This is a genomic window from Pseudomonas sp. PIC25, assembly GCF_002286785.1.
Classification (GTDB): domain Bacteria; phylum Pseudomonadota; class Gammaproteobacteria; order Pseudomonadales; family Pseudomonadaceae; genus Pseudomonas_M.
The window spans coordinates 39,845-59,785 of record NZ_MUJY01000099.1 but is presented as its reverse complement, the minus strand read 5'-3'; the positions used below and the strand labels follow the sequence as shown (position 1 = coordinate 59,785).

Sequence of the window (19,941 nt, the reverse complement as noted above, 5' to 3'; positions counted from 1 at the left end):
AGCAAGTTCACTCCTACGAAAAGCGGCTGGATGGCGGATTGGCATTTTCATCAGTCGATCACCCGTCCTTTCAGTGCGAACAGCCCCTGCGGGCGCTTCTGGATGAACAGGATGATCAGCGCCAGGATCAGAATCTTGCCCAGTACGGCGCCGATCTGCGGTTCGAGGATCTTGTTGGCGATGCCCAGGCCGAAGGCCGCCAGCACGCTGCCGGCGAGCTGGCCAACGCCGCCGAGCACCACTACCAGGAAGGAGTCGATGATGTAGCTTTGGCCAAGGTCGGGGCCGACGTTGCCGATCTGGCTCAGGGCCACGCCGCCGAGACCGGCGATGCCGGAGCCGAGGCCGAAGGCGAGCATGTCCACGCGGCCGGTGGGCACGCCGCAGCAGGCGGCCATGTTGCGGTTCTGGGTGACGGCGCGGACGTTGAGGCCGAGGCGGGTCTTGTTCAGCAGCAGCCAGGTCAGCGCCACCACGAACAGGGCGAAGCCGATGATGATCAGGCGGTTGTAGGGCAGCACCAGGTTGGGCAGCACCTGGATGCCGCCGGATAGCCAAGCCGGGTTGGCGACCTCGACGTTCTGCGCGCCGAACGCCACGCGCACCAGTTGGATGAGGATCAGGCTGATGCCCCAGGTTGCCAGCAAGGTTTCCAGCGGACGGCCATAGAGAAAGCGGATCACGGTGCGTTCCAGCGCCATGCCGATGGCGGCGGTGACGAAGAAGGCCACCGGTAGGGCAGCCAACGGGTAGATCGCCAGGTATTCGGGGGCGGCGCGCTGGAACAGCAGCTGCACCATGTAGGTGGTGTAGGCGCCGAGCATGAGCATTTCGCCGTGGGCCATGTTGATCACCCCGAGCAGGCCGAAGGTGATGGCCAGGCCGAGGGCGGCGAGCAGCAGGATGCTGCCCAGGGACAGGCCGCTGAAGGCCTGGCCGAGCAGCTCGCCGACCAGCAGCCGGCGCTTGATCTGTGCCAGGCTGGTCTCGGCCGCGGTGCGCACCGCGGCGTCCTGTTCGGCGCCGGGTTCGAGCAGGCCCTCCAGGCGGGTGCGTGCCAGCGGGTCGCCAGTTTCGCCGAGCAGACGCACGGCGGCCAGGCGGATCGCCGGGTCCGGGTCGGTCAGTTGCAGGTTGGCCAGGGCGAGGGCGAGAGCGTTCTTCACGGCGTCGTCCTGCTCGGCGACCATGCGCTGGTTGAGCAGGGGCAATTGCGCGGGGCGGGCACTCTTCTGCAGTTGCAGGGCGGCAGCCAGGCGGGCGGCGGCATCGTCGGCCAGCAGCGCGTGACTGGCCAGGGCGCCGTTGAGCAGGCCGCGCAAGCGGTTGTTCAGGCGCAGTTTGCGTGTCGTCCCCACGGGTTCGGCGCTGCCTTCGAGCGGTTTCAGCGTGCCGGACTCGTCGACGAAGAGATTCTTCTCGCCGTCCAGGGCGATGCGCCCTTGTTGCAAGGCTTCGAGCAGCGGCAGGCGGGCGGGATCGGGTTCGGCGCCCCAGCTTTCCAGCAGCTTGGCCTGCTTGGCCGGGTTGGCCCGGGCGAAATCGGCGGCATCGCCGGCATGGCTGGTCAGCGGCAGCAACAAGGTCAGTGACAGCAGGATTCGGATAACGGCTGTGGGCATTGCAAGGTCCTTCGAATGGAGCCGTAGCCTGGATGCGTCCGGGCTAGGGACACCCTCTCCCCCGACCCCTCTCCCGCAAGCGGGAGAGGGTAGGCAAGCTGGGCAAGCCCTTCATCGCTGGAGAGAGGGCGGGAAAGGGACTTTCCCGCTCAGTTCGACTTCACCGCGTAGTCCGGCTTCTTGTCGTTGCCCGGGATGAACGGGCTCCACGGCTGGGCGCGGATCGGGCTGGAGGTTTCCCAGACCACGGAGAACTGTCCGTCCTCCTGGATCTCGCCGATCATCACCGGCTTGTGCAGGTGGTGGTTGGTCTTGTCCATGGTCAGGGTGTAGCCGGACGGTGCGGCGAAGGTCTGGCCGGCGAGCGCCTCGCGGACCTTGTCGACATCCGTGCTGCCGGCTTTCTCGACGGCCTGGGCCCACATATGGATGCCCACGTAGGTGGCTTCCATCGGGTCGTTGGTCACCGCCTTGTCGGCGCCCGGCAGGCCCTTGGCCTTGGCGTAGGCCTTCCACTTGTCGACGAATGCGGTGTTGACCGGGTTTTCCACCGACTGGAAGTAGTTCCAGGCAGCCAGGTGGCCGACCAGCGGCTTGGTGTCGATGCCGCGCAGTTCCTCTTCGCCCACGGAGAAGGCCACTACCGGCACGTCGGTGGCTTCCAGGCCCTGGTTGGCCAGCTCCTTGTAGAAGGGCACGTTGGAGTCGCCGTTGACGGTGGAGATCACCGCGGTCTTGCCGCCGGCGGAGAATTTCTTGATGTTGGCGACGATGGTCTGGTAGTCGCTGTGGCCGAAAGGGGTGTAGACCTCTTCGATGTCCTTCTCCGCCACGCCCTTGGAGATCAGGAAGGCGCGCAGGATTTTGTTGGTGGTGCGCGGGTAGACGTAGTCGGTGCCGAGCAGGAAGAAACGCTTGGCGCCGCCGCCGTCTTCGCTCATCAGGTACTCGACGGCCGGGATGGCCTGCTGGTTCGGTGCCGCGCCGGTATAGAAGACGTTCGGTGAGAGTTCTTCGCCTTCGTACTGCACCGGGTAGAACAGCAGCCCGTTGAGTTCTTCGTAGACCGGCAGCACGGACTTGCGCGATACCGAGGTCCAGCAGCCGAAGGTCACTGCCACCTTGTCCTGGGTCAGCAACTGGCGCGCCTTTTCGGCGAACAGCGGCCAGTTGGAGGCCGGGTCGACCACCACCGGTTCGAGTTGCTTGCCGAGCACGCCGCCCTTCGCGTTGATCTCGTCAATGGTCATCAGCGCCATGTCCTTGAGCGAGGTCTCGGAGATGGCCATGGTGCCCGACAGCGAGTGCAGGATGCCGACCTTGATGGTCTCGGCAGCCTGGATGCTGTACGGGAACAGGCCGCTGAGCAGCAGAGCGCTGACGGCCAGGGTGGATTTCAGAAGGGGACGGCGTTTCATGTGGCGGGCTCCAATCCATGCGCATCTTTTAGGGTGAGACCCTGCGGGTCACAGAGCCAATGGCAGCATCCGTGCCAAGCGATGCAAACGCCCGAGTTCAAGGGATTTGCGAAGAAGTGCAGGGAGCGTCTGCGAAATGCATCGCACTCGTTTGGTGCGAAGCGGGGGCGTGCGTCCGGTTGCCGCCAGCGGTTTGCCCTCGTTTGGGGCGTGGCCGTGCTGGCGGATGGCGATCGCGGAAACGGGAGGATCAGGGCGTGGCGAGGTAGTTCTTCACCCCGGTGAAGATGATCTGTGCGGCGAGGGCGCAGACGAACAGGCCCATCAGGCGGCTGACGATCTGCAGGCCCTGGTCGCCGAGCAGGCGTTCGAAGCGGTTTGACAGGTACAGCACCAGTCCGACGGTGACGCTGGCCAGGAGGATCGCCAGCACGGCGAGCAGCTTGTCGTCCCAGTGCGGCTGGCTGGCGCCCATCACCAGCAGCGCACCGATGGTGCCGGGGCCGACGGTGAGAGGGATAGTCAGCGGCACGATGGTAACGTCCTGCTGGACGTTGTCGCTCTGCACGGCGGACTTACCCTGGGCCATGCCCAGCGCGGAAATGAACAGCACGCTGCCGGCGCCGATGCGGAAGGCGTCGATGGTGATACCGAACAGCACGAAGATGTGCCGGCCGAACAGGTAGAGCAGGACGCTGGCGACCAGTACGCCGAGGGCGACCTTCCAGGCCAGTCGCTTGCGCTCCTTCACCGTGTAGCCGCGGCTGAGGCCGATGAAGCAGGACAGCACGAAGAACGGGCTGTAGAGCACCAGTAGTCTCAGGTAAAGGCTGAACAACTCGGAAAGCATAAAGGGCTCTTGTAAGGGGCGTCAGGGCAGCACGTGTTGGCGGCGCAATTCCTTTTCCGTCACCCAATGCTCGATGAGTTCGCGCAACTGCGACAGTTCCACCGGCTTGGCCATGTGGCCATCCATGCCGACCTGGCGGGCGCGCTCCTTGTGTTCGGCGAGGATATGCGCGGTGAGCGCCACCACCGGTGTGCGCGGGCGCTGCTCGCGGATTTCCCATTCCCGCAGTTGCTCGGTGGCAGAGAAGCCGTCGAGCACGGGCATTTCGCAGTCCATCAGCACCAGGTCGTACTGTTTGGCCTTCATCGCGCTGAGGGCTTCTTCGCCGTTGCTGGCGGTATCCGGCTGCAGGTTGAGCTTGCTCAGCATGCCGCGGATGACCTTGGTGGAGATGGTGTTGTCTTCGGCGACCAGGATGCGGAAGTCGCTGGGCACGGCGAGCGGCTCGCTGACCGGTGTCGGCGGCAGGCGCGTGCCGGCGCCTTTCTTGCGCTGGGCCAGTTCGTCGGCGAGGGTGGTCTTGAGCGTGTAGCCGGCCACCGGCTTGGCTAGGATGCGTTTGATGCCGGCGTTGCGGGCGATGATCTTGCTCGGCGCGTTGCTGATGCCGGTGAGCATGATCACCAGGATGTCATGGCTGAGGTTGGGGTCTTCCTTGATCTTCGCCGCCAGCTGCATGCCGGACATGCCGGGCATTTCCTGGTCGAGCAGGACCACGTCGAAGTATTCGCGCAGGTGCGCCTTGGTTCGCAGCAGGGCCAGCGCCTCCTTGCCGGACGGAACGGCGCTGACCGCCAGGCCCCAGGCGCTGCACTGCTGTACCAGCACCTTGCGACAGGTGTCGTTGTCGTCAACCACCAGAAGACGGGCGCCTTGCAGGGTGCTGTCCAGGTCGGTGACCGGCTGCTCCAGGCGCTCGGCGTCCAGCGGCAGGGTCAGCCAGAGGGTGTTGCCCTGTGTGCCGCCGCTCTGGATGCCGAACTGCCCGTCCATCAGGCCTACCAGTTGGCGGGCGATGATCAGGCCGAGGCGGCCGCCGAGCTTGGTGGCGGAGAGGAAATCCTTGCTGTGCAGCTCGGCGTTCAGCAGCGCTTCGCGTTCGCTGGCTTCCAGCGGTCGGCCGCTGTCCTGAACGGCGATGCGCAGGCGCGGGCTGTCGCCGCTACTGTCCAAGGCCACCACCAGCAGGATTTCGCCTTCGTCGGTCTGCTTGAAGGCATTGTCCAGCAGGCTCAGAAGGGTCTGGCGCAGGCGTGTCGGATCGCCGCTGATCACCCGTGGGACCTGCGGCTGCATGAAGCTGATTAGCTCCACCTTCTGCTGCTCGGCCTTGGCGCGGAAGATGTCGAGGCAGTCCTCGACCAGGGCGTTGAGGTCGAACTGGACGTCGTCCAGCTCGATCTGCCCGGACTCCAGCTTGGATATGTCGAGAATCTCGTTGATCAGGGTGAGCAGCTCGTTGCCGGCGCTGTGGATGGTCTGTACGTAGTCGCGCTGCTTGGCCGACAGCGGGGTACCCAGCAACAGCTCGGTCATGCCCAGCACGCCGTTCATCGGGGTGCGGATTTCATGACTGATCTTGGCGAGGAATTCGGCCTTGGCCTTCAGTTCGGCCGAACTGGCCGCCAGGGCGCGGCTGGCGGTGAACTTGTCCTGGACGATGCGCCGCTGGCGTTCCGCCAGAGCCAGGCTGAGCATCATGCCGCTGACCGTGGAAACGGCCAGCAGGCCATAGACCAGCCAATCCGACTTCACTTGCCAGTAGCCGAACAGCGCCGGCAGGGTGCCAATGAAGGCGAAGCAGAAGATCAGTACGGCCAGGGTGAACAGCCGGGCCGGCCGGTAGCCATGGGCCCAGTGGTAGGCGGACACCAGCAGGATGGTAAGCCCGGCCAGGGCGGAGAGCAGGTAGACCAGTTGGTTGAATTGCAGGTCCGTGGCGATCAGCAGAATCAGACAGATCAGGCCGATCGCCACGATTTCGCCGATCAGCAGGCCGGTGAGCGGCGTATTGGAGCAGACCCGGCGGAAGAAACTGGCGGTGAAGGCCAGCGCGCCGAGCATTGCCAGCAGCATGGAGAGGTTGGCGATCTGCGGCTGGGCGGTCTGCCATTCGCCGAGCCAGGGTGTGCTGATGCCCAGCAGGCTGAGCGCGGTACTGAGGATGGCGAGCTGGGTGCCGGCCAGCCACAGGCTGCTCAGGGCGTGGGTGTAGACGAAGCGCAGCAGGTTATACAGGACCAGCATGACCAGGCCGCCGACCAGCAGGCCTATGAGCAGCGGACGGTTATCGTCGGCGGCCATCATCGCGGCGGATTGCAGACTGACGGTGGGGCGCAGGGCATGTTCCGATGCCAGACGCAGATAGATATCCAGCGGCTCGTGGGCGATGGGCAGCGGCAGCAGGAAATCGCGGCTGGGCAGTGGGCGGTCGGCGAAGGGCAGGCGCGCGCCGGTGCGGGTATGGGTGAGCAGTTCGTCGCCGCGCATCACGTACAGGTCGAGATAGGCGAGGTAAGGCGCGAAGACCCGTATCAGTTGTTCGCTATCTTCCGGCTGCAGGCGATAGCGCAGCCAGAGGGCGTTGGGGCCGCCCGGGGTGTAGAGCTGGTCGAGTTCGACCGGAGTGAATTGCGAATGGTAGCGGGGGGAACGGATGTCGCCGAGCTGTAGCGTGGCGTCGTGGTCGATCAGCGCGAACCACTGCCCCTCCTGCGCCTGGGCAGGTAACTGACAGAGCAGGGTCAGCAGGAGGCTGACGAAGAGGGCTATGGCATTCCTGAGCCGACGCACGGCGAAGTCCCTTCGTGAGTAAGTGGCCCGATTATAGACAAGCGCCTGCTCCCGAGTAACGCACCGAAGTCAGACATAAGTCCGACTTCGACACGCTTTTTTCGCTTTTTCTGCGTTTTATTTCTCGCCACGCTCCCGGGCGATGGCACGATAGCCGATGTCCTTGCGATAGAAACTGCCGTTCCAGCGGATTTGCTCGGCCAGGCGGTAGGCCTGTTGCTGGGCGGACGACACGCTCGGGCCGATGGCGGTGGCGCACAGCACGCGGCCGCCAGCGGTGACGACCTGGCCGTCCTTCAGCGCGGTACCGGCGTGGAATACCTTGCCATCGATCCTGGCGGCGGCGTCCAGGCCCTCGATCACGTCACCCTTGGCATAGTCGCCCGGGTAGCCACCGGCGGCGATCACCACGCCCACTGTCGGACGCGGATCCCAGGTCGCCTCGACCTTATCCAGGGCCTTGGCCAGGGCGGCCTCGACCAGCAGCACCAGGGAGGATTCCAGACGCAGCATCACCGGTTGGGTTTCCGGGTCGCCGAAGCGGCAGTTGAACTCGATCACCTTGGGGGCGCCGGTCTTGTCGATCATCAGGCCGGCATAGAGGAATCCGGTGTAGACGTTGCCTTCCTCGGCCATGCCGCGCACGGTCGGCCAGATCACTTCGTCCATCACGCGCTGGTGTACGTCCGGAGTGACCACCGGGGCCGGGGAATAGGCACCCATGCCACCGGTGTTGGGGCCGCTATCGCCGTCGCCGACGCGCTTGTGATCCTGGCTGGTGGCCATCGGCAGGACGTTCTTGCCGTCGACCATGACGATGAAGCTGGCTTCCTCGCCTTCGAGGAACTCTTCGATCACCACCCGCGCCCCAGCGTCACCGAAGGCATTGCCGGAAAGCATGTCGCGCACGGCGGCTTCGGCTTCCTCGAGGGTCATGGCGACGATCACGCCCTTGCCCGCAGCCAGGCCGTCGGCCTTGATCACGATCGGTGCGCCCTGCTCGCGCAGATAGGCCAGTGCCGGCTCGACTTCGGTGAAGTTCCGGTAGGCGGCAGTGGGAATCTTGTGGCGGGCGAGGAAGTCCTTGGTGAAGGCCTTGGAGCCTTCCAGTTGGGCGGCGGCGGCGGTGGGGCCGAAGATCGCCAGGCCACGGCGGCGGAACAGGTCCACCACGCCGGCGACCAGCGGGGCCTCGGGGCCAACGATGGTCAGTTGCACGTTCTGCTCGGCGAAATCGGCCAGCTTGTCCAGCGCCAATACATCGATGGCGACGTTCTCGCACTTTGCCTCGGTGGCGGTACCGGCGTTGCCCGGCGCGACGAAGACCTTCTCGACGCGCGGGTCCTGGGCGACTTTCCAGGCCAGGGCGTGTTCACGGCCGCCGCTGCCGATGATCAATACGTTCATAAATCTCTCCTGCGGAGAGAGCGGCAAGCTTCAAGCCTCAAGCGACAAGTAAAAGCGGGTGGCTCTTGCTTGCAGCTCGAGGCTCGTGGCTTGCGGCTCGCTGTTAGTGGCGGAAGTGGCGCATACCCGTGAAGACCATGGCGATGCCGGCTTCGTCGGCGGCGGCGATGACTTCATTGTCGCGCATCGAGCCGCCCGGCTGGATCACCGCAGTGATACCGGCCGCCGCAGCGTTGTCGATGCCGTCGCGGAACGGGAAGAAGGCGTCGCTGGCCATCACCGCGCCTTTCACTTCCAGGCCGGCGTGCTCGGCCTTGATCGCGGCGATGCGGGCGGAATTCACGCGGCTCATCTGGCCGGCGCCGACACCGACGGTCTGGCGGTTCTTGGCGTAGACGATGGCATTGGATTTAACGAACTTGGCCACTTTCCAGGCGAACACCAGGTCATGGATTTCCTGCTCGGTGGGCGCGCGCTTGGTGACCACCTTGAGGTCGGACGCCTGGATCATGCCGATATCGCGGCTCTGCACCAGCAGGCCGCCGTTGACGCGCTTGAAGTCCCAGCCCGGTGCACGCTCGGCCGGCCACTCGCCGCACTCGAGCAGGCGTACGTTGGCCTTGGCGGCGACTACGTCGCGAGCGGCCTGGGAGACCTTGGGCGCAATGATTACCTCGACGAACTGGCGCTCGACGATGGCCTTGGCGGTTTCGCCGTCCAGTTCGCGGTTGAAGGCGATGATGCCGCCGAATGCGGATTCGGTGTCGGTGGCGTAGGCCAGGTCATAGGCCTTGCGGATGCCGCCTTCGTCTTCCGGCACTACGGCGACGCCGCAGGGGTTGGCGTGCTTGACGATGACGCAGGCCGGCTTGACGAAGCTCTTCACGCATTCCAGGGCAGCGTCGGTATCGGCGACGTTATTGAAGGAAAGTTCCTTGCCCTGCAGCTGGCGCGCGGTGGCGACGCTGGCCTCGGCCGGCTTGCTCTCGACGTAGAAGGCCGCGCTCTGGTGCGGGTTTTCGCCGTAGCGCATCTCCTGGGCCTTGATGAACTGGCTGTTGAAGGTGCGCGGGAAGGCGCCGCGGCTCTCGGTGGAGAGGGTGTCGCGACCCTGGTCGATGGTGCCCAGGTAGTTGGCGATCATGCCGTCGTACGCGGCGGTGTGCTCGAAGGCCTTCAGCGCCAGGTCGAAGCGCTGGGCGTAGGTCAGGCCGCCGGCCTTGAGGTTCTCGACGATACCGTCGTAGTCGCCGGCGTTGACCACGATGGCGACGTCCTTGTGGTTCTTCGCCGCGGAACGGACCATGGTCGGGCCGCCGATGTCGATGTTCTCGATGGCGGTGGGCAGGTCGCAATCGGGCTTGGCCACGGTGGCTTCGAAGGGGTAGAGGTTGACCGCCACCAGATCGATCGGCTTGATGCCGTGCTGCTCCATCACCGCTCCGTCGAGGTCGCGACGGCCGAGGATGCCGCCATGGATCTTCGGATGCAGCGTCTTGACCCGACCGTCCATCATTTCCGGGAAGCCGGTGTAGTCGGCGACTTCCACCGCGGCGATGCCGTTGTCCTTGAGCAGCTTGTAGGTCCCGCCGGTGGACAGGATTTCAACCCCGAGCGCGACGAGTTCGCGGGCGAAGTCAAGGATACCGGTCTTGTCGGAAACGCTGATCAGTGCGCGGCGGACGGGAAGGCGGGTGGTCTGGTCGGTCATAACGATTCCATCAGGTTTTTTTAGCTGCAAGCTACAAGTTGCAAGCTACAAGAAGAAAACGCCTCGACTTGAGGCCTGTGGCTTGCAACTCGAGGCTTAGAGAAGGTCGTACTGCTTGAGCTTCTTGCGCAGCGTGCCGCGGTTGAGGCCGAGCAGTTCGGAAGCCTTGGTCTGGTTACCTTTCACATAGTTCATGACGGTTTCCAGCAAGGGGGCTTCCACTTCGGAAAGCACCAGGTTGTAGACGTCGGTGACGGAGGCCCCTTCGAGGTGGGCGAAATAGTTGCGCAGCGCCTTCTCCACGCTGCCGCGCAGGGTCTGGCCCTCTTCGCTCGGCGTGGTCAGGTGCTGTTTCAGGTTGACGTTGTCGCTCACGGGTGCGGTTCCACTCACTAAAGTCTCGGTCATCGTCGTCATGCGGCCACCTCTTCTCCGTTCTGACGTTCGGCGAAGTACTGCCGAACGTTGGCGCATTGCGCGTCCGTATTGTCCAAACGATTGAAATGGGCGCGAAACTCCCTGGCGCCCGGCAGAGTTGCGAGATACCAGCCGACGTGCTTGCGGGCGATGCGTACGCCCATTTCCTCGCCATAGAAGGCGTGAAGCGCGGCCAAGTGCTCAAGCAGAATGCGTTCCACCTCGGTCAACGACGGCGGCGGCAGTTCGTTGCCGGTCGCCAGGTAATGCTCGATCTCGCGGAAGATCCACGGCTGCCCCTGGGCAGCCCGGCCGATCAACAGCGCATCGGCGCCGGTGCGTTCGAGCACCGTGCGGGCCTTGCGCGGCGAGTCGATGTCGCCATTGGCGAACACCGGCATCGACACCGCCTGCTTGATCTCGGCAATGGTGTCGTACTCGGCTTCGCCGGTGTACAGATCTGCGCGGGTACGGCCATGCACGGCCAGCGCGGCGATCCCGGCCTGCTCGGCGATCTTTGCCACGCGCAGGCCGTTCTTGTTCTGTCGGTCCCAGCCGGTGCGGATCTTCAGGGTCACCGGCACGTCCACCGCGGCGACCACTGCCTGAAGAATCGCATCGACCAGGCTTTCGTCTTTCATCAGGGCGGAGCCGGCGGCCTTGTTGCAGACCTTCTTGGCCGGACAGCCCATGTTGATATCGATGATCTGGGCGCCCAGCTCGACATTACGCCGGGCCGCTTCCGCGAGCATCTGCGGGTCACCTCCGGCGATCTGCACCGAGCGTGGCTCCGGGTCCCCTTCGTGCAGTAGGCGCAGGCGCGACTTGCGGCTGTTCCACAGGCGTACGTCGCTGGTGACCATCTCGGACACGACCAGGCCGGCGCCGAGGCGACGGCACAGCAGACGAAACGGTCTGTCGGTGACGCCTGCCATCGGGGCGAGGATCAACCGGTTGGGCAACGTGTAAGGGCCGATGCGTACCGCCATGTGTCTTCCCTGCTTGGAGACTGCGCTCAGGTTCGATCGGGGGACTATGAAAAAGGGTGGGCATGATACCCGCTCTCGATGACCGGATAAAGGCTGTTTTGTATATATTCTGAACAGTCTTTGCGCTGTTTTTGTATATATTCTGAACAGCTGTCGGCTTATCGCCAGCGGTTCGCTGGTGCTTAATAAATGGCGGAAATGATGGGGCTCGAAAGGCCGGACGAACGGCCTACTCGGGCGAGTGGAAGCTGAGGCTGTAGTTCACGGCCTTGGCACCCGGATCGAGGATATCCAGGGAAATGTGAATGGGCGTCTGCGGCGGCATTTCCGTCTGTCCGGCCAGCTCGCCGCCCAAGTATTCGCTCGGCTTGAACTGGCGACTGGCCAGGAGTTGACCGTTGAGGTCGGCGAAGCGCAGCTCCAGTAGCGGGAACGGCTGGGCGAAAGGCGCCCGATTGTAGAGGATGGCATCCACTACCAATGCGCCGGCGAATTGCGGATGGCTGCGGACCACCAGGTTGCTGCTCTTGACCTGGGCGATGTCCACTTTGGACGGCAGTGTGCAGCCGAGTTCCGGGCAGAGCTGCTCGAACCAGGGGCGGTAGCGGTCCTGGCGCGCCAGTTCGTCGAAGTGATACCAGATGTATTGCCCACTGAGTGCGAGCAGGGCCAGCAGGTTCAGCACACCCCAGCCGATCCAGCGACCCCAGGGTTTCTTCGGTCGTTGCCAGTCCAGTTGCAGCGGTTCGTCGGCCAGGTCGTAGAGGCTGTCGTCGCGCAACGCCGGCTCCTGGCGGGAGGGTTGCTGAGGTGCTTCGGGCTCGTCGTCATCCGTAGTGGGCGCTTCGGCGGTCACGTCGTCGAAGCCATAGAAATCGCCCAGCGGATCGTCGTCGCGGTCGGCCTTCAGTTTCAGGTCAACCCGTTCTTCGTCGTCCTCATTGGCGGGCAGCCTGGAAATCGAAGGTTCACTGCGTGGTTTGGCGCTCGCCGGAATCTCGGGGATTTCCTCGGACGCTGCGGCTACGGCCGGAGCGGAGAACTTCGGCGGCAACGAGGCTGGCGGTGGTGTCAGGCTGGCGGGGCGGCTCGGTGGCTCCTCGTTGAGCAGGGCTTCGGCCCAGGACTCATCGTGCCGGTTCGGCGTTTCTTCCTGGGGTTTCAGCAGGCTTTCCCCGGGCTTCGGCGCCTTTTCCAAGGCGAGGAACTCCTTCGACAGCAGCGCCTGCTCTTCCCGTTCCAGCTTCGCCAGTTCTTCGTCCAGGTCGAGACTGTCCAGGTCGAGGTCGTCGTGAATCCACAGTGTATCGCTGGCCGGCTTTCCGGCCGGAGGCGTCGGTAGCGGTCGAGGCGGTACAGCAGCCGGCGCTGCCTGGGCCGGTTGCGCCGGGGCTGGCGATGCCGTGACCGGCGGCGCAGAGGGCTTGGCGGGCGGCATGGGAGGTTGCGCCGGTTGTGCGGCGGCTGGTTGCGCGCCGAGCAGATGCCGGGCGGCATTGAAGACATGCAGACAGGCACCGCACCGTACTGCGCCATGGGCTGCGCCGAGCTGCGCGCGGTTGACGCGGAAGCTGGTCTGGCAATGGGGGCATTGGGTGACGAAGGTTTCGGTCATGCAAGGGTCCGGCGGCCGGCGGTCCGGCGAAAACAAGCGGCTAGTCTAACGCAAGCGCTCGCGGCTGCGGCAGTGGGGCTGCGGCGGAACTTGCCCGGCGTCACCGAAACGCCGGGCGGGGGTTCAACGGCGGCGTCCGCTGATGCGGACCCAGCCGTCCTTTTCTGCGGTCGGATCGAGTTCGAAGGCGTCCTGGTAGGCGGCGCGGACCTCGTCCGCCTGTTCGGCGAGTACGCCGGACAGCGCCAGGAGGCCACCGGGCCTGACCAGTCGGGTGATCTGCGGTGCCAGCGAAACCAGCGGGCCGGCGAGGATATTGGCGACCACCACGTCGGCCTGTTCGGTCGGCAGCGCTTCCGGCAGGTAGAGCGGGAAGCGTGCAGGGGCGATGCCATTACGCTCGGCATTGTCCCGCGAGGCCTCCAAGGCCTGGGGATCGATATCGGTGCCCACGGCGCGTTCGGCGCCGAGAAGCAGGGCGGCGATGGCGAGGATGCCCGAGCCGCAGCCGAAGTCCAGTAACTGGCGACCCGTGAGGTCCTGGCCATCCAGCCATTCCAGGCAGAGTGCGGTGGTCGGGTGGGTGCCGGTGCCGAAGGCCAGGCCCGGATCGAGCAGCAGGTTGACCGCATCGGGTTCCGGTGCGGCGTGCCAGCTCGGGACGATCCAAAGGCGGCGGCCGAAGCGCATTGGTTGGAAGTTGTCCATCCAACTGCGCTCCCAGTCCTGGTCTTCGATGCGTTCGATCTGGTGCTCCGGCAGCGGGCCGCCGGTGAGCAGCTCGAGGTGGGCGACCAGATTGGCAGGGTCCACATCGGCCTCGAACAGGGCGAGCAGATGGGTATGGGACCAGAGCGGCGTAGTGCCCAGGTCCGGTTCGAAGATCGGCTGGTCCTCTGCATCCATGAACGTCACCGACACGGCGCCGACGCCGAGCAGGGAATCTTCGTAGGTTTCGGCCTGTTCAGGGGTGATGGCGAGGCGGACTTGTAGCCACGGCATGGGAGGCTCCCTTTGGGGCAGCTTCAAGCTCTAAGCTGCAAGAAAAAAGAAGGAGCGGCCGAGGCCGCTCCCTTGAGGTGCATATCGTACAGCTTGCTGCTTGAAGCTGGCAGCTTGCCGCTCGATTTAGTGCTTATCCATACCCAGTTTCTTTTCCAGGTAGTGGATGTTGATGCCGCCTTTGCAGAAGCCCTTGTCGCGGACCAGGTCGCGGTGCAGCGGGATGTTGGTCTTGATCCCGTCCACCACGATCTCTTCCAGGGCGTTGCGCATGCGCGCCAGGGCCTCGTCACGGCTGGAGCCGTAGGCGATCAGCTTGCCGATCAGCGAGTCGTAGTTCGGCGGTACCGCGTAGCCGCTGTACAGGTGCGAGTCGACACGGATGCCGTTGCCGCCCGGTGCATGGAAGTACTGCACCTTGCCGGGGCAGGGCATGAAGTTGTCCGGGTCTTCCGCATTGATCCGGCACTCCAGCGCATGGCCGCGGATGACCACATCTTCCTGGCGGATCGACAGCTTCTCGCCGCCGGCGATGCGCAGCATCTCCTTGACGATGTCGATGCCGGTGACCATTTCGGTGACCGGGTGTTCCACCTGGACGCGGGTGTTCATCTCGATGAAGTAGAAACGGCCGTCTTCGTAGAGGAACTCGAAGGTGCCGGCGCCGCGGTAGCCGATCTCGACACAGGCGCGAACGCAGCGGTCGAGCACTTCGGCGCGTGCGCCTTCGTCGATATCCGGTGCCGGGGCTTCTTCCAGGACCTTCTGGTGACGGCGTTGCAGCGAGCAATCACGGTCGCCCAGGTGGATGGCGTTGCCCTGGCCGTCGGCCAGTACCTGGACTTCCACGTGACGCGGGTTCACCAGGAATTTTTCCAGGTAGACCATGCCGTTGCCGAACGCGGCCTCGGCCTCGGTGCGGGTCAGTCGCGCCGACTTGATCAGGTCCTCTTCCTTGTACACCACGCGCATGCCGCGACCGCCGCCGCCGCCGGCGGCCTTGATGATCACCGGGTAGCCGACCTCGCGGGCGATGGCCAGGGCGGTTTCCTCGTCTTCCGGCAGCGGGCCGTCGGAGCCCGGTACGGTGGGGACGCCGGCCTTCTTCATCGCGTCCTTGGCCGATACCTTGTCGCCCATCAGGCGGATCACGTCGGCGGTCGGGCCGACGAAGGCGAAGCCGGAGCGCTCGATCTGCTCGGCGAAGTCGGCGTTCTCGGCGAGGAAGCCGTAGCCCGGGTGGACCGCGGTCGCGCCGGTCACTTCGGCAGCAGCGATGATCGCCGGAATGTTCAGGTAGGACTGGGCGGCGGAGGCCGGCCCGATGCAGACGGTTTCGTCGGCCAGCGACAGGTGCATCAGTTCGCGGTCCGCCGTGGAGTGCACCGCCACCGTCTTGATGCCCAGCTCCTTGCAGGCGCGAAGGATGCGCAGGGCGATCTCGCCGCGGTTGGCGATCAGGACTTTTTCCAACATCGCAGGCTCTCCGCGGTTCAAACGATGGTGAACAGCGGCTGGTCGTATTCCACCGGCTGACCGTTTTCCACCAGGATGGATTCGATGACGCCGCTGGCTTCGGCCTCGATGTGGTTCATCATCTTCATGGCTTCGACGATGCAGAGGATGTCGCCTTTCTTGACGCTCTGGCCGATCTCGACGAAGGACGCGGCAGTCGGGGACGGTGAGCGGTAGAAAGTGCCGACCATCGGCGAGCGGACCACGTGGCCATTCAGCTTGGGCGCGGCCGGGGCAGCGGCTTCGGCGGCCGGGGCAGGCGCTGCCGCAGGGGCGGCGGCCATGGCGACCGGGGCGGGTGCGGCAGCGTAGACCTGCTGCGGAGCGACGGTCTTGCCGTGGCGGCTGATGCGCACGGACTCTTCGCCCTCGCGAATCTCCAGCTCGTCGATACCGGACTCTTCCAGCAGTTCGATCAGTTTCTTGACTTTACGGATATCCATTAAGGGTCGACTCCCAAGTGTGGTCAGGGGGTTCCGGCCGTTTCCCGACGCCTTCGCGTCTGTTTCCCGCCTTGCGTGCTTGGCGCTCGCGAGTGCGTTCAGGACGTGGCCAGTTGTTCCAGTGCCGCCTCCAGGGCCAGGCGATAGCCGGTGGCGCCGAGGCCGCAGATCACCCCTACCGCAACATCGGAGAAGTAGGAGTGATGACGAAAAGGTTCACGCTTATGCACGTTGGACAGGTGCACTTCGATGAATGGGATGCTCACCGCCAGCAGCGCGTCACGTAATGCGACGCTGGTATGTGTGAATGCGGCGGGATTGATCAGGATAAAGTCGACACCCTCGCCCCTGGCGGCATGAATGCGCTCGATCAGTTCGTACTCGGCATTGCTCTGCAGGTAGAGCAGGTGGTGGCCGGCCTCGCGGGCGCGGCGCTCCAGATCCTGGTTGATCTGGTCGAGGGTGACGGCGCCGTAGACGCCCGGCTCGCGGGTGCCGAGAAGATTCAGATTGGGGCCATGCAGGACCAGTAGGGTAGCCATGGTCGGTTACTTAATCCTTGTGCGGGTTCGCGGCTGGCGAGGACTATGCCGGAAAAGCGGAGTGACTGTCCAGTCATGGCTCGTTTGCAGTAAATGCCGGCACATTAGCCGGCATTTACTGCAGAAATATGAGAGAGGGCTTCAGCGCAGCGCTTTGCTGCGTTGCAGGCGTTCGGCGAAGTTCGCCGCATCGATTTCCCCGATTACCCGCAGCTCGGCGATTTCGTCGCCATTGCCGGCGAAGAAGAGAATGGCCGGAGGGCCGAACAGCCGGTAGCGATCGAGCAGGGCGCGCTGGGCCGGGTTGCTCTCGGTCATGTCGAAGCGGACGAGGCGGAAGGCGCCGAGTTGGCTGGTCACTTCCGGGGCGGTCAGGACTTCGCGCTCGATCACTTTGCAACTGATGCACCAGTCCGCATACCAGTCGAGCAGCAGCGGCTGGCCGGCCGCCTTGGCCTCGGCCAGGGCGGCATCCAGCTCGGTGGGTTGGGTGACGGTGCGCCATTCGCCGGCGCTGCTGGCCGTTAGAGCACTGCCGGCGAGCGGAGCACGGCCGAGCGGGCGCAGGGGATCGGACTGGCCTTGCAGCGCCCCGACCCAACTGGCCAGGGCGTAGACAAGCAGGGCGAGGCCGGCGAGCTGGGCGAGCTTCTGCCGGTGCGTCTTCGGCGTGAATTCCAGGGCGCCGAGCCAGAGCGCCACGCCGGCGGCGAGCAGGCCCCACAGAGCCAGAGTCAGCGGGCCCGGCAGCACCCGTTCTAGCAGCCACACGGCGACGGCGAGCAGCAGGACGCCGAAGGCGTTGCGCACCGACACCATCCAGATGCCGGATTTCGGCAGCAGTGCGCCTCCGCCCAGGGCGAACAGCACCAACGGGGTACCCATGCCGAGGCCGAGGGCGAACAACTTCAGCCCGCCGCCGAGCGCATCGCCGCTGGCGCTGATATAGAGCAGGGCACCGGCCAGCGGGGCGGACACGCAGGGGGAGACCAGCAGGCTGGACAGTACGCCGAGCAGCGCAGCGCCCCATAGCGAGCCGCCGCGGGTGTTGCCGGCCAAGCGATCGAGCGGCGCACTGATGAAATGCGGCAGGCGCATTTCAAAGACGCCGAACATGGCCAGGGCGAACAGACCGAAGAAGGCGGCGAAGGGTACCAGTACCCAGGGCGATTGCAGGCGTGCCTGGAGATTGAGTTCGGCCCCGAACACGCCCATCAGCGCGCCGAGCAGGGCGAAGCAGGCCGCCATCGGCAGCACGTAGGCCAGCGACAGGGCGAGGCCGCGCAGGCCGCCGATCTGTCCGCGCAGCACCACGCCGGAGAGGATCGGCAGCATAGGCAGGACACAGGGGGTAAAGGTCAGGCCGAGGCCGGCGAGGAAGAACAGCGCCAGGGCCTTCCAGTCCAGATCGCGGGGTTGGCTGGCGGCTTCGCTGGCGCTTGGGGCTGGGGCGCCGCTCGGAAGGTCGCCGATGGCGATGCGTTCGGTTTCCGGTGGATAGCAGAGCCCCTTGTCGGCGCAGCCCTGGTAGGTGACTTCCAGGGCGAAAGGTCGCTGCTGCGGGTTGTCCACCGGCAGGTCGATGTCCAACACACCGTAGTAGACCTCGACGTCGCCGAAGTAGTCATCGGTCTTGGCTTCGCCGGCCGGCAACCGGGGTTGGCCCAGGGCGATGTCCGCCGGGTCGGCGCGGAAGGCGAAACGGTGCCGGTAGAGGTAATAGCCTTCGGCGGCGACGAAGCGCAGTTTCACCGACTCGGGGCCGCTCTCCACCAGGCTCAGGCGGAAGGCTTCACGCACCGGCAGGAAGTCGCTGCTGTTATTCAGCGGTGCGCCGAGAGTGGAGCTGGGGCGGCTGTCGAAGAGGCCCGCGGCGGCGGGGAGGGCGACCAGGAACAGCAACAGGGTCAGCAGGCGGGGCATGGGCATCTCGCTAAACCGTAACCCGCGCATGATAGCGGAGTGAGGCGCTTGGCTGCAGGTCCGGGCTGTAAACGGGATTGTCCGAATGTCGACTGTGTCTGCCGCTACCTGTTAAACACGAAACGCCTGGACGGCGGTATGCAGCCGGCCGCCCAGTTCGAGCAGTTGTTCGCCTTGGTGTCGACCTTCGCCGATGCGCTGCAGGTTGTCGCTGCCGAGGCTGTGGATGCGCTCGCTGTGATCGCGGATCTCACTCACCGCGCCGCTCTGCTGGGCGGTGGCTTCGGCGATTCGCTCGGCCATGCTGGCGATGGTACGGATCGCCTCGACCACTTCCACCAGTGCGCCATCGGCGGCTTCGGCCTGGCGGGCGGTGTCCTGTGCATGTTCGACCTGGGCGCGCATGGCCTCCACCGACTGGCGGGCGGCCTGTTGCAGGCGGGCGATCAGTTGCTGAATTTCCTCGGTGGCGCCGGTGGTGCGCTGGGCCAGGGAACGGACTTCCTCGGCGACCACGGCGAAGCCGCGTCCCTGCTCGCCGGCACGGGCGGCCTCGATGGCGGCGTTCAGTGCCAGCAGGTTGGTCTGCTCGGCGATGGCGCGGATCACGGTCAGTACGTTGCCGATGGTGGCGGTTTCCTCGGCCAGGCGTTCGATGGCCTGGGCATTGTCCTGGACTTCGCTGACCAGCCCGTGCAGACCCGCCAGGCTCTGGTCGATGACCGTCTGCCCCTGTTCCACCGAGCGCCCGGCCTGGCGGCTGGCGTCGGCGGCTTGGCTAGCATCGTTGGCAACCTGCTGGATGGTGGCCTCCAGTTCGCCCAGGGCGTCGCGGATCAGCGCGGTGTCGCCCGCCTGGCGTTCGGCGCCGCTGTGCAGGCCGCTGCTCAGCCCGGCCAGGGTGCGGCTGCTGCCGGCAACCTGCTCGGCATGCCGGCGGATGGTGCCGACCAGATCGACCAGATAGGCGCGCAGGTGATTGAGAGAGTCTTCGATGTCGCGCAGTTCGCGGGTGCGTGCGTCGAGGCGGATATCCGTCGCGAAATCGCCGGCGGCCCAGGCCGACAATGCTGGAACCAGGCGCCCGAGGACACGGGTCAGGCGGCGCTGGATGGTGTCGATGGTCAGGGCGATGAGCAGGATCAGCACGATCATCAGCCCCTGGATCAGGCGAACCTCGCCCTGGATGCGGCCATGTTCGGCCCGCACAGCGGGCTCCAGCGCGGCCAGGGCCTGCTGCAGGGCGGCCAGTTTCTGGCGCGTGGTATTGGCCAGTTCGGCGCGGTGCTGGACCAGTTCCCGGGTGCGGGCCAGCTCGCCCGGATAGCGCTTGATCAGGCTGTTCAGCTCGCGCTTGAGGGCGATCCCCCGGTCTTCGGCCTGCTGTTCCTCGGTCTCGCTGTCCAGGCCGAGCAGTGCGGCGAACGCGTTGCCATCGGAGGAGTTCAGCTCTTCCACGCCGAGCAGGGGCAGGGCGTCCAGGCGTTCGGCCTGGAGTTGGAGGGCAGCGAGTTCCCGCTCGACATCCGCCGCCAGTTCGGTGCGCCCGCTGGCCACCAGCTTGTCGCGGGCATGGGCAAGGCGCTGCAAGTGCCGGGCGATCTGGAACAGCGGAAGGCGATAGTCGGCGGTAGCTGCTTGAGTGCTGCTGTCGGCGTACTGGGCCAGTTGATCGAGGAGCCCGCCGATTTCCC

Annotated in this window: 15 protein-coding genes; all 15 read right to left on the bottom strand. The window is 65.3% G+C overall.

The features are described 5' to 3' along the window. Nucleotides 1–50: 50 nt before the first annotated feature. Complete coding sequence (urtB, locus tag BZL41_RS12280; protein WP_095599564.1) at nucleotides 51–1,622, bottom strand: urea ABC transporter permease subunit UrtB; 1,572 nt, start codon at nucleotides 1,620–1,622, stop codon at nucleotides 51–53. 149 nt (nucleotides 1,623–1,771) lie between these two features. Continuing rightward, on the bottom strand, nucleotides 1,772–3,040 hold the full coding sequence (gene urtA, locus BZL41_RS12275; RefSeq protein WP_095599563.1) for an urea ABC transporter substrate-binding protein: 1,269 nt from the start codon (nucleotides 3,038–3,040) through the stop codon (nucleotides 1,772–1,774). A 250-nt stretch (nucleotides 3,041–3,290) separates the two neighbouring features. Further along, on the bottom strand, nucleotides 3,291–3,890 hold the full coding sequence (locus BZL41_RS12270; protein ID WP_095599562.1) for a MarC family protein: 600 nt from the start codon (nucleotides 3,888–3,890) through the stop codon (nucleotides 3,291–3,293). A gap of 21 nt (nucleotides 3,891–3,911) precedes the next feature. After that, nucleotides 3,912–6,683: a hybrid sensor histidine kinase/response regulator gene (locus BZL41_RS12265; RefSeq protein ID WP_095599561.1), complete on the bottom strand. Its 2,772-nt coding sequence runs from the start codon at nucleotides 6,681–6,683 to the stop codon at nucleotides 3,912–3,914. Between the two features lie 117 nt (nucleotides 6,684–6,800). Then, nucleotides 6,801–8,090, bottom strand: a complete 1,290-nt coding sequence (gene purD / locus BZL41_RS12260) for a phosphoribosylamine--glycine ligase (protein ID WP_095599560.1) — start codon at nucleotides 8,088–8,090, stop codon at nucleotides 6,801–6,803. Between the two features lie 103 nt (nucleotides 8,091–8,193). Then, nucleotides 8,194–9,801, bottom strand: coding sequence for a bifunctional phosphoribosylaminoimidazolecarboxamide formyltransferase/IMP cyclohydrolase (gene purH, locus BZL41_RS12255; RefSeq protein WP_095599559.1), 1,608 nt, complete (start codon nucleotides 9,799–9,801; stop codon nucleotides 8,194–8,196). 96 nt (nucleotides 9,802–9,897) lie between these two features. Further along, nucleotides 9,898–10,218: a DNA-binding transcriptional regulator Fis gene (fis, locus tag BZL41_RS12250; protein WP_084338814.1), complete on the bottom strand. Its 321-nt coding sequence runs from the start codon at nucleotides 10,216–10,218 to the stop codon at nucleotides 9,898–9,900. Beyond that, the gene (gene dusB / locus BZL41_RS12245; RefSeq protein ID WP_095599558.1) at nucleotides 10,215–11,207 is read right to left on the bottom strand and encodes a tRNA dihydrouridine synthase DusB; all 993 of its coding nucleotides are present in this window, start codon (nucleotides 11,205–11,207) and stop codon (nucleotides 10,215–10,217) included. Before dusB ends, fis begins: the two co-directional genes overlap by 4 nt. A 229-nt stretch (nucleotides 11,208–11,436) precedes the next feature. Next, the gene (locus BZL41_RS12240) at nucleotides 11,437–12,822 is read right to left on the bottom strand and encodes a DUF3426 domain-containing protein (protein WP_095599557.1); all 1,386 of its coding nucleotides are present in this window, start codon (nucleotides 12,820–12,822) and stop codon (nucleotides 11,437–11,439) included. Nucleotides 12,823–12,945: 123 nt separating this feature from the next. After that, a complete protein-coding gene (gene prmA / locus BZL41_RS12235) occupies nucleotides 12,946–13,824 on the bottom strand; it encodes a 50S ribosomal protein L11 methyltransferase (RefSeq protein WP_095599556.1) in 879 nt (292 codons plus the stop codon). A gap of 126 nt (nucleotides 13,825–13,950) precedes the next feature. Then, on the bottom strand, nucleotides 13,951–15,300 hold the full coding sequence (gene accC / locus BZL41_RS12230) for an acetyl-CoA carboxylase biotin carboxylase subunit (protein ID WP_095599555.1): 1,350 nt from the start codon (nucleotides 15,298–15,300) through the stop codon (nucleotides 13,951–13,953). 17 nt (nucleotides 15,301–15,317) lie between these two features. Beyond that, on the bottom strand, nucleotides 15,318–15,782 hold the full coding sequence (accB, locus tag BZL41_RS12225) for an acetyl-CoA carboxylase biotin carboxyl carrier protein (RefSeq protein WP_095599554.1): 465 nt from the start codon (nucleotides 15,780–15,782) through the stop codon (nucleotides 15,318–15,320). A 98-nt stretch (nucleotides 15,783–15,880) separates the two neighbouring features. After that, entirely contained in the window at nucleotides 15,881–16,324 is a 444-nt protein-coding gene (aroQ, locus tag BZL41_RS12220) for a type II 3-dehydroquinate dehydratase (RefSeq protein ID WP_084338826.1), read from the bottom strand. Between the two features lie 141 nt (nucleotides 16,325–16,465). After that, nucleotides 16,466–18,247 carry a protein-disulfide reductase DsbD gene (locus tag BZL41_RS12215; RefSeq protein WP_371916516.1) on the bottom strand — a complete coding sequence of 594 codons (1,782 nt, stop codon included), beginning with the start codon at nucleotides 18,245–18,247 and terminating at the stop codon, nucleotides 16,466–16,468. A 111-nt stretch (nucleotides 18,248–18,358) separates the two neighbouring features. After that, the gene (locus tag BZL41_RS29430) at nucleotides 18,359–19,402 is read right to left on the bottom strand and encodes a methyl-accepting chemotaxis protein (RefSeq protein WP_371916520.1); all 1,044 of its coding nucleotides are present in this window, start codon (nucleotides 19,400–19,402) and stop codon (nucleotides 18,359–18,361) included. Nucleotides 19,403–19,941: the final 539 nt, after the last annotated feature.